Below are 14390 nucleotides of genomic sequence, written 5' to 3'. Positions count from 1 at the left end.
CGTCAATGGTCAACGTAACGTCATCAGTGGACGTATCTGAAACCGTGGTGTACTTGGCTGAGCGCCCGCACGCGGACGCTCAACCCAATACACTGGGGACCGTCAGCAATTACAGACCGACGGCCAAGTTCCATCAGGCGGTAGTACGTTCATTCCAGGAATCCGAATGGATGATGTTTCCATCCTTGAATGTCCAGGTGATTTTTTCGTAACGCAATTCGACCGATTCCAAATGGTTGTGCTTTTCTTTCTCAGGATCTTTGATGTCGTGCATTTTTGGTGCAACCTGAACGACCTTCACGTTCTCCAGCTTGGTATTGAAATACTCAACTTCCTGGCCGGCATCATTAATCTTGTACCACTTGAACTCCGCCGACTTGAGCGTTTGACCGGTTGTGACGGCCTTATAGAGATACGGGGAAGACGCATCAATCTCTTTGGTGAAAAGGAATGGGGTATGGATGCGCGTACCGGTCAATCTGCCAGTGTTGTTATCAGTCGGAATGTACAAGTTATGATCCTGAGCGACGACCTCGATACTCCCACCTCGATCTTGAACATCCACCGAGCCTTTGATATCGGCACCGCCATCGTCTTTCAGCCACAGGTAAACAGGAATAGCCATTTAGAAAATCCTCTTTCAAGTGTTGGAGGTCGCGGAATGCGACTGGGGTTGCAGGCCAGAAGCCGCAGTCGAGGACAGGCAAGCCCCCGCCTCCGGCACCAGGCGAATCTCAACTCGGCGATTGGCCGACCGTCCTTGTTCCGTGTCGTTGCTTGCAACTGGCTGGCTGGCTCCCAGGCCTTGCACCGCGAAGCAGTTGCTGGGGATGTCGCCCATGTGTTGAATCCAGTCGTGTACCGCGGCCGCACGTGCTCGCGACAAACGCAGGTTTTGTTCGTCGCTGCCGGTAGCGTCCGTGTGCCCCGTGATCACAATCAGCCAACCTGGCTGGGCCTTGATGCCCGCCAATGCAGTGACCAGGACCTTGGTTGAATCCGCCTTCAGCTGCGCACTGCCACTGCTGAAAAGCGAGAGGCTGTCCAAGCGAACCATTTGAGGGCTGGCAGGCGAAGACTGAGGCATCGTCGGGATACGGTGGCCGTTGATGGCCGCCAGCAATGACGGGCGCAGTTTTTCGCCCTGGTACAAGCCGAGGCCCAGCGACCACGGCTCACCCTGGCGGTAATAGTGGTCCAAGCGCTCGGCATCCTGACGAAGCACTGCCAGCGCGCCCTCCCGTTGGAGACCCTTGTCAGGCTCAGCACTCACCGAAGCAGTGGCATAGCGCCGTAAGTCTTCGGTGACCTGGCGTACCAGCAATGTGTTCTGCCATGCAGAGCTTACCAACGCGATGGAGGTTGCCAACACAAACAGCCAGCCCCCCACCAGCACCGCTCTGTGTTGCCTATTACGTTGAGCACTGCGAGGCAGCAAATGAAGCAGAGCGTCAGGGAACGGCAATGAAGCATAGGCATCATCAGACGTACCTTGGTCAAAGCTCAGCCCAGTCCGCTCCTGCAGCCAGCGGTGCCATAGGTTGTTGTCAGGGCGCTCGCTGGAATTGGGTGTCCATGCAAGGGCAAAGGCGGTGGCCGCGATCTCCTGGCGAGAAGTCCGCACGCGCATTTCCGACATACAGAGAGCTTTCAACCAGCCAGCAGCAGCGCTCAATTGCACAGTGTCTCGCAGTCGAGCAGCCCGGAGATCAGGATCCGCGCTCCAACCCTGCCATTCGGCCAGGCTCATGCACATACCTGATTCATGCACTTGCACGCTCGATTTGGCGCTTGCCCAGGTAAACCAGGCCGAGGTCTGCGAAGTGCTCTGGAAAAACCCCACCACCAGCAGCGACAGTGGGCTACCACGTTCGCGCAACCTCACAATCTGACGGTGCACATTGCGCAGTTCATTCGCCAACACTGCAACATCTGTATGGACGGAGGGATCCACGACCCACATGACACTCAGCTGTTCATTCCATTCGGGCCTTTGCAGCAACAGGCTGGCAATCGTCGTGGGTAGCTTCTGCGCGTCGGGCACCCGGACATAGCAACCCTCCCCCGTTACCCGCAATGCCCATTGCTCAGCGGGTAACGGACCAAACAGCTCAGCCAGACAATCGCCTACCACCAAGACAACCGGATGGCGGTAGGATCCTGCAGGTAGGCTAGTGCCCTTGCTCCACTGCAGTTCATGTCCCTCGCCGCCGGCAATCCGCCTGCTTCGGCGCCATGCTGCCCACACTCCGCCCGTGACGACCACGGCGATCGTGAGCTGCCACTCAACAGCAAGCGGAAGCGTGGCAATGAGCAGCAAGGACAACGTTCCGGCCCATAGCCAGAGCCCCTGCTCCTGTCTCAGCTGCATCTCGCTCACCCCTGCACCGGCAGGAGCGAGGCCACTGCCTCACCCAGCGTATGGTCAAGCCCCCACCAGAGGCCTATCAGCAGGCCAGATGCGGCCACCACGTGGACCAGAGGAGACTGCAGCCAACCCCACATCGGGAGGTGTGAAGTAGGCCCTATCTGGGTGACCAGGGACTGACTTGTGTCAAGGGGCGGTACATGCGCATCGATTGCAGCGAACAATTGCTGCCGCTCTGGATGATTCACTTCGCGGTAGCGCCCCCGAAAACCGAGCATCAGCGCCCGCTGAAAGACCGTGAAGACATAAGGGTGTGCAGAGGCCTCCCGAAGCACGGTGCGCATGTCTTCATAAAGCGATTCCCCCGCCTGATGACTGCTGAAAAACTTGGCCTGCAAGGTCTCCATTGCCCAGTCCTCATGGGCCTTACCTTCGGCGCAAGCGAGCACTGTCTCATCCAGCAAGGCACATTGCGCATGGCTGATAAGCTCGATGCTATGGCGATCCAGGCCCTCCTCCTGAAGAGAGGCCCGAACATGCTCGACATCCGCCACGCAACGCGGCCAAAGTTCCGGGCTACTGTGCACACCTGTGCCATGTCGCAACTCGACCACCAGCAAGTAGGTATCCTGTAACAAGGCGTCGATATCCACCTTGGCTGTGCCGGGTTTCTGCTGAGCGAGACTCATGAGCGCAGCACCGCGAACAGCTCAAGTGTGGCGTCCTGGAACACGCTCGGCACATAGAGCGCGCATACGCCGTCCTCCAACATGGCACGCCCTTTCTCATGCCCGAGATCCAGTGCGAAGTACTGGTTTTCCAAACGCAGCGGTATCGCCGCAGGCACATGGCTGAGGGGTTTCAAGGGCACGCCATCGAGTGCTGCATTGACGAGATAGTCCACATCATCAGGCGAGCCGATCTTGCACAGCCGTGGGAACTGGCTTTGCACTTGCACGGCTGGCAGCCGGCAGCGCACCGACAGGTAAAAGTCAGCCCCGTCTGGCTCAAGCAAACGAGGATCGTTCAGGGCCACCTGCCATCGGTTGGCACTGCGCGCTTCGAGTACCAAAGCCAGCACACGTGACGGCAGGCTCGCTTCCAGCAATGTGGAGAGCGTACGCATCAACGGCGGGAAAACAGACTCAAGGTGCGTATGCTGATAGGCAGGAATGTCCTCGACACTCTGGTCCAACGAAAACGTCAACAGCGCCCCCGCGCATTTCACCAACTGCTGGTACACCAACTCCGGATGCCGAGCAGGGTGTGCTTTAAGGTCTGCCAGCACCGGCTGATAGGTATTCAACGCGTTGAGCAACCAGAACAATGTCACATCAGCGACAGCAAAATCTGCCATGCGCTGGTTGCTCTCGCGACGCATCCCCATCAGCCGCTCACGTTTGGAGGACAGCTGGGTCAGCAAGTTATCCAGCTGAAGTAACAATCCAGCGTGCGCATCAAACCTCAGCAACGGGGGGATGTAATCCTGATCAATTTCCCAACGCCCCCGCCCATCCCGGACAAGGCGTGCCACTGGGCAGGTGAGGTAGTCTGCGTTGTCATCTTCATTCAGGCGCAAGCTCAGTGCATGTTCGAGTACGCTGATTGACTGCACCTCATCGGTATAGTGATCCTGTACATCCCGCCACACTTGGCGGTATCTGACCGGGCGCTCAACTCGGGCACCCTCGAACAGACAGTTGTTGCCATTGGCCTGTTCCAGCGGCAAAGCGAGCACCACCGTTGCCGCTTGACTGTCGTCAGGCAGCGCCCGGGACAGTTCCAGGGCACTGGGAAGCCGATCCAATCGATCCGTGTCAATCAGCGTTCCATCGGGCATGCACACCTGCAGCCGAGTGGCCAGGAGTTTGCCTAGCTGCAGTGCGTCCGCATCAAATGCGACTGCGCGAATACCCCACGGATGAACCCATGCCAAGGAAGCAACTGCCTGGTTGGTCCACGATTCAAAGCGGGCCTGCTGCTGAAACTGCTGCGCAGACAACACCACACCGGACGCCCACATAGGCCGATCGATCTTCACGATTAGTAACTCCCGGGTTCGCCGTCAGGATTTAGCTTTGGGCATCTGCGAAACCAACGACAGGTTGATGTCCATACCCTCAACCTGGAAATGCGGCACCGCAAACAGCTTGACTCTGAAGAAGCCTGGGTTGTCATCAATATCTTCGACAACCACCTTTGCCTCCCTCAGCGGATGAGACGCCTGCAAGTCATCGCCGGGGTCCGTCATTTCGGTAACCAAGCCGCTAATCCACCTGTTCAGTTCCAGCTCCAACAGGCGGCGATCCTTGGTCGTGCCAATGTTCTCCCGCTGGATGAGTTTCAAATAGTGAGCGATACGCGAAAGCAGAAAGACATAAGGCAGCCGAGCGTTGATGCGGCTGTTGGCCGTGGCCTCAGGTGTGTCATAAATCGCCGGCTTATGCGCTGAGTTCGCTGAGAAAAAGCACGCATAATCGCGATTCTTGTAGTACGACAACGGAATCAAACCAAGATTGGCAAACTCAAACTCGCGGGTTTCCGGAATCATCACTTCCGAAGGAATCTTGACCTGACTGCCCGTCCCCATGTCATAGAGATGGATCGGCAGATTCGTTACAGCACCCCCTGATTGCGGCCCTCGAATTTGTACGCACCAACCATTGGCGATAAAACTTTTGACCATATTGGCTGCAAACGCGAACGTCGAGCTTACCCAGAGGTACTTGCTATGGTCCGGCCCCTTGACGCGCTCTTCATAGTTAAACAGCCGAACCGGACTCGTATCAGGCCCGTAAGGCAGTCGCCCCAACGTACAGGGCAATGTGGCGCCGACATAGCGGGCATCATCGCTTTCAGCGAAAGCGTGCCATTTGATGTACTCAGCACGGTCCATGTAGTTGCCGATATCCTTGATCGCGGCGACCTCCTCCATTGTTTGCTTGCCAAAGAACGCAGGGCCCATCGAGCACAAGAATGGCATATGAGCGGAGGCCGCAACTTTCGAGATATTCCGCAACAGTGCAATGTCTTGCGCCCCACGGCCAAACTCGTAGTTTGAGACCGCCGCCGCAATAGGCTCACCACCCGGCGTATCGTATTCCTGAGTATACGTATGCAGGTACATGCCGCTTTGAGCGATTTCGGGCGCATCTTCGAAGTCCTGGGCCAGATGCTCTTTACTGATATCCAACAACTCGATGCGGACGTTCTGGCGGAAGTCCGTCTGATCGATCAACGACTTCGCCCCACGCCAGATCGACTCTACACGCTGAAAGTCAGGATGATGCATCACTTCGTCCAGCTGACTGCTGATCTGGGCATCAATCGAGGCAATGTGTTCGTCCAGCAGGGCCCTGTCCAGACGCTCCACTTTCGGGGAGACTTGCTTGAGCCGCTCAAGAAAAACACTTACAGACGCAGTAACACGCTGATTGGGTGTTGCCTCAGACAGAACATCCACACTCTGGTAGGCGTCGATACCGCCCATCTGCTCAAGGGGTTCGAGATTTATTTTTTCAAACAATGTGTGATAGACATTCTGGCTGTCTTCCACCCGCACAGTGGCGCCACGCGATTGCGCAGAGGATTGCTCTTCGGACATTTGTTAGCTTCCCGTCTGTAGAGATGATGGTTTTCTAGCATCCGCCTTGAGGGGCAAGGGCAGCCAGTTCCTTACGCAGTTCATTACTCAGCGCTTCATCTTTCAGTATGCGTTCCAACTCGGCACGGAACGTGGCGTTATCCAAGAGATTGGCTTTCAACTCACGCAGCAGGTTGCGCATCGCCAGCAGCGCACGTAATTGGGGTATCTGTCGAGCGACCTGTTCGGGCTCGAAGTCCTTCATCCGCTGAAAACTCAGTTCAACAGGCGTTTCTCCACCTTCGCTGGCCAGCGTATCTTCAACGACCAGTTTGAGGCTCGGTGAAAACTCCAAGAGCACACTGTCAAAATTATTTTTATTGACATTAACCTTGCTCCGTTCGGACAGCGGACGCTGCTCTTTTCCGTTACTGTAATCCCCCATCAGCATGAGCTTAAGCGGCAGCTCAACCTTACGCTGGGCCCCACCCGTATGAAGATCAAGTTTAATATTGACGCGCGCCCTCGGCACCTCACTTTGAAAACTGCCTGAAGCCATAACTCCTCCTGAAGCCACTGGAAACGGCCTCGACGAAAGTGACATCACTGACAACGATCCATTTCAGGCCCATTGGCAACTGCAATGGAATTCAATTCATTGCCAGCAACTACCGCTCCCCCAAGGCAACACTTGAAATGTTTCCAGATCAAACATGCACCAATTCTTCACATTTCGCCACCCCCCGCACAAAACTAGGAAACTTCCTACAAGCGACAGGAAAACCTTCGACCAGGATTCTGCTTGCCCCCCCCAATCGAGTAGCGCCAAACAGATGCACTCAATGCACCAGCAATGCATTGATCCATATCAACGAATTTAACCAACAGACCGCGCGGACCACCGCCGTACAAATATCAATTAATCTAAACCCACCAAAGGCAAGTCCAGAAAATGATACCCCCCCAATTAAAACAGCCAATTCTTCCTGAGCTTCATTGATGAGCAGGTACCCGTCAGTGAATACCCTGTTTGTCGACAGTGCCTATGCCGGAAAGTGGGCTCAGCGCATCGTGTGATATGGGTATGGCTGGCTGAGGCTTGCATGCTAACTCGCCGGCTAACCAGCTCTTCGTCTCAAGACTTTACACACAGCGCCTAGTAACCGGTCATCTCCAGATACCCGCGCCCGCCCGCACTCCCGTTCAAGCGTACCGGCCCTTCCCAATACGGGAACCGTGTCTGCATCCACGCCTGCGGCTCAACGGCATCGACCTGCACATCCACCCCATGCTCCGGCACTTGCACCCGCCAGCGCGTCGGCACCTGCTTGCCGTTTTTCTGCGCGGACCAGGCCAGCGCCTGCAGCTTGATCTGTGCGGCGTCCAGTGCCATCACGTCCCCTTGTGGCCCTACCCAGGTCCCGGCGCGATACGGTTCCCCGTGGGCCTCCCGTACCTGGAACAGCATCAGCTTGGCGCCACTGTCCAGGTGCAGGGAAAACCAGTCCCAGCCGGTCTGCCCGGGCGCCAGCGGCTGACTGCTCCATTCCCGGTCCAGCCAGGCCTGCCCGGTAACCGCGATGCACAGGCTGCCACGCTGGACCTGCCCCTGGACGTGGTAGAACGGCTGACTGTAATAGTACGAAGCCTGGCCCTTGCCTGATTTTTCGCTGTAGCCCTGCTCACCATGCAGCACCAAGGGAAGATCGCTGTGCAACTGCAAGTCATAGCGAAATCCGTCGCCACTTGCGACCATCTGCAGGTGTTCAATGCCGCCCTGGCCCTGTAACACCCAGTCATTGATCCATGCACGAAACGGCTGGGCCTGCACGCCGGCCTGGCCGATCCCTCCCCGCGCCAGGGTTTCAGCAGCCTGATGGCCACCCGGCCCGGTCAGTGCTGCATGCCCCATCCACAGGTTCGGGCTGTTCCAGCCGCTGGTCTCCGGGCCGGGGCGCAAGGCCGAGCGGAACAGTGTCCACTGGGCGCCCCAATCTCGGCCCTGGGCGTCCTTGAGGTTGGCGGTGACATACCACCACTCGATACGAAAGCCGTCGTGGGGACCGTGGTCATGCGGGAAGACCAGACGATGATCGCGGGTCACCTGGCTAAACTCGCCAGCCTGCTGCCCGAGCCCGGCATAGCTTTGCGGTGCTGGCTGATCACAGCCGCACAACAACAACCCGGTCAGCAACAGCCACGCATTAAGCTTCATCGGCCAACGGCCTCAACAGTTCGCGCGGCTGGCGGCGCGCCAGTTGCCACAGCGGCCAGGCGCAGGCCAGCAGGCTGGTGAACATGCCCAGCACGGTCAACTGCAGCAGTTGCATGGGGAACACATACAGCGGTAAGCGCCAGCCGAAGGCCTGCACGTTCACCACTGCGACCAGGCACCAGGCCAGCAACAGCCCAAGCGGGATTGCCAGCAACACGGTGAAGCTGCTTAGCATGAGTGTCTGCCCCAGGCTCAGCCAGACCAGTTGCATGCGCCGCACCCCCAGCGCCCACAGCGGTGCCAACTGGCCCAGCCGGGCCTGGCCCAGGGTCAGCAGGTTGATGAACAACGCCACACCGGCCACGCCAAGGGTAAGGCTGTTGAGGGCTGCGGTGGCGGCAAAGGTGCGGTTGAACACGTCGGTCGACCAGCGTTTCAGGCGCGCCTGCTCGACCACCCGGCTGTCATCCAGGGCAAAGTGCCGTTGCAGCGCGGCCTTGAGCGATGCCACCCCTTCAGCGCTCAGGTCGACACTCAAGCCGGCCAGGGTTGCCTGTGGCCAGTGGGCGCGCAACCAGTCGGCATTGACCAGTACATGCCCCTTGGGGTTGCCGTAATCGGCATAGATCCCCACCACGGGCATGGCTGACGTGCCTGCGGGCAGCTTCAGGCTGTCGCCCAGTTGCAGGTTCAATCGCCTGGCCAACTGCTCACTGAGCATCACGCCTTGTCCGCTGGCCAGTTGCTGCCAGGCGCGCGAATGCTGTTCCAGCAATGGCCAGCGCGTTCGATAGGCGGGGTGATCGACAATGCCCTGCACTTGCACCGGCCAACCTTGCAGCTGCATGTCTGCACGCCAGCCGGGCAGGACCACGCTGGCCCCGGGCTGCTGCTTGAGCCACTCGACTATCTGCAAGCCTTGGGCCGTGTCCCGCGGGGTGACATACAGGTCGGCGGAGAGGCGCAGGTCAAGCCAACCGACAAACGTCTTGCGAAAACCCTCGGTCATGCTGCCCACACCAACACTGGCAGCCAGCGCCAGCAAAAGGGCGACCAACGCCAGGCTCAAGGCTGGCAGCTGCTGGCGGCTGTCAGCCACGAACCATTGCGCCAATGGCCGGTGGCAACGACGCGCCAGCCACGCCAGTACCCGATCGAGCAAGGCCGGCAACAGCAGCGCCGCCGCCAGCAGCAACCCTGCCAGCATGCCGAACGCGCTAAGCAGGCCAGCCCCGAATACACCACAGCCCAAGGCCAGCAACAGCAGCAGGCCCGCTAGCAAAGCCTGCCGTTGCAACCACGGCCCCTGCGCCAGTCGCCAGGCCTGGGGTTGCGCCAGCGCCAGCAAAGGCAATCGGGCAGCGCGCATTACACTTTGCAGGCCGGCCAGCAATGCCCCGAGTACACTCACCAGCACACCCAGCAGCCACCACCCCGCCGGCAGGCTCAACGTGCCGGCGACCTGGGCGCCATACAGACCACGCAGGCTGGCGGCCACGTCGGGCAGCAGCCACGCGGCCAATGCGTAACCACTGGCCACCCCGGCCAGCCCACCCAGTGCCGCGAACAGGCCCAGCTCCAGCACCAGGGCACCCAGCAGGGTCTTCAGGCTGACGCCGCACGCGCGCAGGTTGCGGATCAGCCCACGGCGCTGCTCCAGCGCCAGACCGATCGCGGCGTGGGCGATGAACAAGCCGACAACGAACGCCAGCAGGCCGAGGGCGGTCAGGTTGAGGTGGAAACTGTCGGTGAGGCGCTGCAAGCCGCCATCGTCCTGCCGCGGCTGCAGTTCAAGGTAGCGGGCGATATCCGCAGGCAACGGCCCGGGCGTATCAGCCAGCAGCAGACGAGACAACTGCCCCGGTGCGTTCAGCAACGCCTGCGCGTGGCCGATGTCCACCACGATGACCCCGGGTGCCAACGCAGGCTGCAAAACCATAGGCGGCAGCAACTGCCCTTCACTGTCGCGGGTCGGCTGCCCGGGGCTTGTGTTCAGTTGACGCAAGGTGTCTGGCCCAACCCAGGCTTGCCCGGGCGTGCCGATGAACGCTTGCAGGTCGAATGCCTGCACCTGCACACCGGCAATGCTGCCGGCAGGCGGCAGGCTCAACGGCTCGATGCCGATCAGTCGCACACTGCGTGCGGGCTCGCCCGGCAAGCGCAAGCGCCCTTCCAGCACCGGCGAAACAGCCCAGCCCTGCCTGCGCAGTTGCACGTACAACGCCTGATCGAAGCGCTCGCCATTGCGCGCGATCAGTTGCGCCTGCAACGGCCCGGTCAATACCGCGCTGGCCCGGGCATAGTCGCTGCGTGCCTGGCTGTTCAATGCCTGCACACCGGTCCACAGCGCCGTGGCCAGCCACAGGCCAGTGAAGATGCTGAAGCACTGCACACGATGGCGCCGCCAGTGGCTGAGCAGCGCCAACAGGGCCAGCGACAAAAGCTTCATCAGCCCTGCTCGGGCCGCACACGGCCGGCCTGCAGGTAGCAACGGCGCTGCAAACGCGCCGCCAGCCGCGGGCTGTGGGTCACCATCAGTACCCCGCTGCCGGCTTCGGCGACCAACTGCAACAACAAACTCAGCACCTCGTCACTGCTGGCCTCGTCAAGGCTGCCGGTCGGTTCGTCAGCCAACAGCCAGGCCGGGCGCCCGGCAAGCGCACGGCCGATGGCGACCCGCTGCTGCTGGCCGCCAGACAGTTGTTCCGGGTAACGCTCAAGCAGGTCCACCAGGCCCAGGCGCTGCGCCAGGTAAGCCGCCCAATGCGGGTCATGCCGCCCGGCGAGACGGGCCTGGAACGTAAGGTTCAGACCCACGTCCAGGCTGCTGATCAGGTTGTACTGCTGAAACACCAGGCCGATCCCCTCCCGCCGCCACTGCGCCAGCGACGCTTCCGAACGGCCATCGAGCGGAACATCGTCGATCAGAATACGGCCGCTGTCCGCTCTGTCCAGGCCAGCCACCAGGTGCAGCAAAGTGCTCTTGCCGCTGCCCGACTCGCCCATCAGCGCCAGGCTGCTGCCCCGCGCCAGGCGCACGTCCACCCCCTGCAATATGGGAAGCGGGCCTTGGGGGGTGGGGAATGATTTGTAGAGTTGTTCGATGGCTAGCATCGAGTGGCCTTGATGGGTGGGGTGTCCCTTTAGGCATAGCAGGTTCGGCCAAGCCTGCTCCTGCACCGGCCGCATTGATCGATCTCGCCGGTGCCTTCCTGTTCAGACGACGTGCTGCTGCAGCCGCCCGCTCGAATCGCAGGGGCGCCCCATCAATGGATCCACTAAAAACCGATAATCGCACAGAATACGCATCTCTCAAGTAAAATTCATTGACCTCGCACGCCAGTCACAGCCTTAATGGATCCATTAAATAAAAACAAAACCCCGGAGAGCCTCCCATGTACCCTAAAAACACCTGGTACGTCGCCTGCACACCCGACGAAATCGCCACCAAACCCCTGGGCCGGCAGATCTGCGGGGAAAAAATCGTGTTCTACCGCGCCCGAGAGAACCAAGTAGCCGCCGTCGAGGACTTCTGCCCGCACCGCGGCGCACCGTTGTCGTTGGGCTATGTCGAGGACGGCAACCTGGTGTGCGGCTACCACGGCCTGGTGATGGGTTGCGACGGCAAGACCGTGTCGATGCCGGGCCAACGGGTGCGTGGCTTCCCCTGCAACAAGACCTTTGCGGCCGTCGAGCGCTATGGCTTCATCTGGGTCTGGCCCGGCGACCAGGCGCAGGCCGACCCGGCGCTGATTCCGCATCTGGAATGGGCGGTGAATGATGAGTGGGCCTACGGCGGCGGGCTGTTCCACATCGGTTGCGACTACCGCCTGATGATCGACAACCTCATGGACCTCACCCATGAAACCTATGTGCACGCGTCCAGCATCGGCCAGAAGGAGATCGACGAGGCACCGCCGGTGACCACCGTCACCGGCGACGAAGTGGTCACCGCCCGGCACATGGAAAACATCATGGCGCCGCCGTTCTGGCGCATGGCCTTGCGTGGCAACGGCCTGGCCGACGATGTACCGGTGGACCGCTGGCAGATCTGCCGTTTCACCCCACCTAGCCATGTGCTGATCGAAGTGGGTGTAGCGCATGCCGGCAAGGGCGGCTACCACGCCGAGGCACAGCACAAGGCATCGAGCATCGTGGTCGACTTCATCACCCCGGAAAGCGATACCTCGATCTGGTACTTCTGGGGCATGGCACGCAATTTCGCTGCGCACGACCAGACCCTGACCGACAACATTCGTGAGGGCCAGGGCAAGATTTTCAGCGAAGACCTGGAAATGCTCGAACGCCAGCAGCAAAACCTGCTGGCCCACCCCGAGCGCAACTTGCTGAAGCTGAACATCGATGCCGGCGGCGTGCAGTCACGCAAAGTGCTGGAGCGGATCATCGCCAAAGAGCGTGCGCCGCAGCCGCAACTGATCGCCACCAGCGCCACCCCTGCCTGAGGAACAGCCGACATGATCGATGCCGTAGTGGTATCCCGTAACGATGAAGCGCAGGGAATCTGCAGCTTCGAGCTGGCAGCGGCAGATGGCAGCCTGCTGCCGGCGTTCAGCGCCGGCGCCCATATCGACGTGCACCTGCCCGACGGGCTGGTGCGCCAGTATTCGCTGTGCAACCACCCCGAAGAACGCCATCGCTATCTGATAGGCGTGCTCAACGACCCGGCTTCGCGGGGCGGCTCACGTAGCCTGCACGAGCAGGTGCAGGCCGGTGCCCGGCTGCGTATCAGTGCGCCGCGCAACCTGTTCCCGCTGGCCGAGGGGGCGCAGCGCAGTGTGCTGTTTGCCGGCGGCATCGGCATTACCCCAATCCTGTGCATGGCCGAGCAGCTGTCCCACTGCGGCCAGGCCTTCGAGCTGCACTACTGTGCCCGCTCCAGCGAGCGGGCGGCGTTTGTCGAGCGGATCCGCAGCGCGCCGTTCGCTGATCGGCTGTTCGTGCATTTTGACGAGCAGCCGGAAACGGCGCTGGACATCGCCCAGGTGCTGGGCAACCCGCAAGCTGATGTGCACCTGTATGTGTGCGGGCCGGGCGGGTTCATGCAGCATGTGCTGGACAGCGCGAAGGGCTTGGGCTGGGAGGAGGCCAACCTGCACCGCGAGTACTTCGCCGCAGCACCGGTGGATGCCAGCAACGATGGCAGTTTCTCGGTGCAGGTGGGCAGCACGGGCCAGGTGTTCGAGGTGCCAGCCGACCGGACCGTGGTGCAGGTGCTGGAAGAGAACGGTATCGAGATCGCCATGTCGTGCGAGCAGGGTATTTGCGGCACCTGCCTGACACGCGTGCTGCAGGGCACACCGGACCATCGCGATCTGTTTCTCACTGAAGAGGAACAGGCCCTGAACGATCAGTTCACGCCCTGCTGCTCGCGCTCGAAGACGCCACTGCTGGTGCTGGACATCTGACCCGGCTTACGACGAGGGCAGGATGACTTTCATGCCCGCGTCCGCCGCTGCCCCACCAAAGGTTTCGGCATAGCGCAAGGTGGCATTGGCGTGCTCGCGCATGATCGCTTCGGCGCGGGCACCCTGGCGGTTGACCAGGGCGTCGAACACGGCGTGGTGCTGCATGTGGGCGAAGTTGAAGCGCCGGTACTCGCGAGCCAGATCATGGCGGTCCACCGCCAGTGCGGTAACCGAGGCGAATGGCAGGTGGTCGTTGCGCGCCAGGGCAACGGCAATGGCCGGGTTGTGGCTGGCGTCGATGATCACCTGATGAAAGCGCATGTTCAGGTCGTGATAGACCTGCAAGTCGTCTTCGCTCACAAAGCCCTTGTCGAACAGCTGATCGCCGTCGACCAGGCACTGTTGCAGCGCAGCGCGTGCTTGCACCGACAAGCCACGTTCTGCAGCCTGACGCGCCGCCAACCCCTCCAGCACACCGCGCACCTCGACCGCACCCGCGATGTCATCGGCGCTGACCGAACGCACCTGAAACCCCCGGCCACCAAAGCGCACCAGCAGGCCTTCCTGTTCGAGGGTGCGAAATGCCATGCGCACCGGCATGCGTGAAACGCCGAACAGTTCAGCGGTTGGGACTTCCATCAAGCGCTCGCCGGCTGCCAGCTCGCCCGAAGCGATCATCTTGCGCAACGCAACCAGCACCATCTGACCGGGTTTGCTCATCCAGGCGACTTCCAAAGACATGAGCGGGCATCTTAGCGCAAGCCGAGGGGTTGCAGCAGGCCTGTTGTAGGAGCGGGT

At 60.5% G+C, this 14390-nt stretch carries 12 protein-coding genes; 2 read left to right on the top strand and 10 right to left on the bottom strand.

The features are described from left to right. Positions 1-133: 133 nt before the first annotated feature. The 9 genes from ACZ889_RS14220 to ACZ889_RS14180 form a co-directional block, all read right to left on the bottom strand. Positions 134-625: an Hcp family type VI secretion system effector gene (locus tag ACZ889_RS14220; RefSeq protein ID WP_104887814.1), complete on the bottom strand. Its 492-nt coding sequence runs from the start codon at positions 623-625 to the stop codon at positions 134-136. A 15-nt stretch (positions 626-640) separates the two neighbouring features. Further along, positions 641-2371, bottom strand: coding sequence for an OmpA family protein (locus tag ACZ889_RS14215; RefSeq protein ID WP_409322160.1), 1731 nt, complete (start codon positions 2369-2371; stop codon positions 641-643). A 5-nt stretch (positions 2372-2376) separates the two neighbouring features. Then, positions 2377-3057, bottom strand: coding sequence for a type VI secretion system protein TssL, short form (gene tssL, locus ACZ889_RS14210; protein WP_104887816.1), 681 nt, complete (start codon positions 3055-3057; stop codon positions 2377-2379). Next, positions 3054-4409 carry a type VI secretion system baseplate subunit TssK gene (tssK, locus tag ACZ889_RS14205; RefSeq protein WP_265959414.1) on the bottom strand — a complete coding sequence of 452 codons (1356 nt, stop codon included), beginning with the start codon at positions 4407-4409 and terminating at the stop codon, positions 3054-3056. Before tssK ends, tssL begins: the two co-directional genes overlap by 4 nt. 24 nt (positions 4410-4433) lie before the next feature. After that, the gene (tssC, locus tag ACZ889_RS14200; RefSeq protein WP_004576423.1) at positions 4434-5972 is read right to left on the bottom strand and encodes a type VI secretion system contractile sheath large subunit; all 1539 of its coding nucleotides are present in this window, start codon (positions 5970-5972) and stop codon (positions 4434-4436) included. Between the two features lie 34 nt (positions 5973-6006). After that, positions 6007-6510, bottom strand: a complete 504-nt coding sequence (tssB, locus tag ACZ889_RS14195) for a type VI secretion system contractile sheath small subunit (RefSeq protein WP_004576422.1) — start codon at positions 6508-6510, stop codon at positions 6007-6009. A gap of 597 nt (positions 6511-7107) precedes the next feature. Next, complete coding sequence (locus tag ACZ889_RS14190) at positions 7108-8166, bottom strand: lipocalin-like domain-containing protein (protein WP_476257475.1); 1059 nt, start codon at positions 8164-8166, stop codon at positions 7108-7110. Then, on the bottom strand, positions 8156-10615 hold the full coding sequence (locus ACZ889_RS14185; protein WP_180688332.1) for an ABC transporter permease: 2460 nt from the start codon (positions 10613-10615) through the stop codon (positions 8156-8158). The genes ACZ889_RS14190 and ACZ889_RS14185 overlap by 11 nt, the downstream gene beginning before the upstream one ends. After that, complete coding sequence (locus ACZ889_RS14180; protein WP_180688333.1) at positions 10615-11280, bottom strand: ABC transporter ATP-binding protein; 666 nt, start codon at positions 11278-11280, stop codon at positions 10615-10617. The genes ACZ889_RS14185 and ACZ889_RS14180 overlap by 1 nt, the downstream gene beginning before the upstream one ends. A gap of 281 nt (positions 11281-11561) precedes the next feature. Between ACZ889_RS14180 and ACZ889_RS14175 the strand changes: the two genes are divergently transcribed. Continuing rightward, positions 11562-12629 (top strand): aromatic ring-hydroxylating oxygenase subunit alpha, encoded by a 1068-nt coding sequence (locus ACZ889_RS14175; RefSeq protein WP_014860002.1) that lies wholly within the window; start codon positions 11562-11564, stop codon positions 12627-12629. A 12-nt stretch (positions 12630-12641) separates the two neighbouring features. Next, positions 12642-13592 (top strand): PDR/VanB family oxidoreductase, encoded by a 951-nt coding sequence (locus tag ACZ889_RS14170; RefSeq protein WP_047603072.1) that lies wholly within the window; start codon positions 12642-12644, stop codon positions 13590-13592. A gap of 6 nt (positions 13593-13598) precedes the next feature. On the opposite strand, the gene ACZ889_RS14165 is transcribed toward ACZ889_RS14170, so the two are convergent. After that, a complete protein-coding gene (locus tag ACZ889_RS14165; protein ID WP_003256147.1) occupies positions 13599-14312 on the bottom strand; it encodes a GntR family transcriptional regulator in 714 nt (237 codons plus the stop codon). Positions 14313-14390 lie beyond the last annotated feature (78 nt).

The organism is Pseudomonas sp. TE3895, from assembly GCF_056278855.1.
The sequence above is the reverse complement of the archived record's forward strand: the minus strand, read 5'-3'. Positions and strand labels throughout refer to the sequence as shown.

Excerpts from the sequence above, each read along its gene's own strand:
- ACZ889_RS14215 (WP_409322160.1), bottom strand. The coding sequence starts at position 2,371 with ATGCAGCTGAGACAGGAGCAGGGGCTCTGGCTATGGGCCGGAACGTTG.
- ACZ889_RS14170 (WP_047603072.1), top strand. The coding sequence starts at position 12,642 with ATGATCGATGCCGTAGTGGTATCCCGTAACGATGAAGCGCAGGGAATC.
- tssB (WP_004576422.1), bottom strand. The coding sequence starts at position 6,510 with ATGGCTTCAGGCAGTTTTCAAAGTGAGGTGCCGAGGGCGCGCGTCAAT.
- tssC (WP_004576423.1), bottom strand. The coding sequence starts at position 5,972 with ATGTCCGAAGAGCAATCCTCTGCGCAATCGCGTGGCGCCACTGTGCGG.
- ACZ889_RS14180 (WP_180688333.1), bottom strand. The coding sequence starts at position 11,280 with ATGCTAGCCATCGAACAACTCTACAAATCATTCCCCACCCCCCAAGGC.
- ACZ889_RS14185 (WP_180688332.1), bottom strand. The coding sequence starts at position 10,615 with ATGAAGCTTTTGTCGCTGGCCCTGTTGGCGCTGCTCAGCCACTGGCGG.
- tssL (WP_104887816.1), bottom strand. The coding sequence starts at position 3,057 with ATGAGTCTCGCTCAGCAGAAACCCGGCACAGCCAAGGTGGATATCGAC.
- ACZ889_RS14175 (WP_014860002.1), top strand. The coding sequence starts at position 11,562 with ATGTACCCTAAAAACACCTGGTACGTCGCCTGCACACCCGACGAAATC.
- ACZ889_RS14165 (WP_003256147.1), bottom strand. The coding sequence starts at position 14,312 with ATGAGCAAACCCGGTCAGATGGTGCTGGTTGCGTTGCGCAAGATGATC.
- ACZ889_RS14220 (WP_104887814.1), bottom strand. The coding sequence starts at position 625 with ATGGCTATTCCTGTTTACCTGTGGCTGAAAGACGATGGCGGTGCCGAT.
- ACZ889_RS14190 (WP_476257475.1), bottom strand. The coding sequence starts at position 8,166 with ATGAAGCTTAATGCGTGGCTGTTGCTGACCGGGTTGTTGTTGTGCGGC.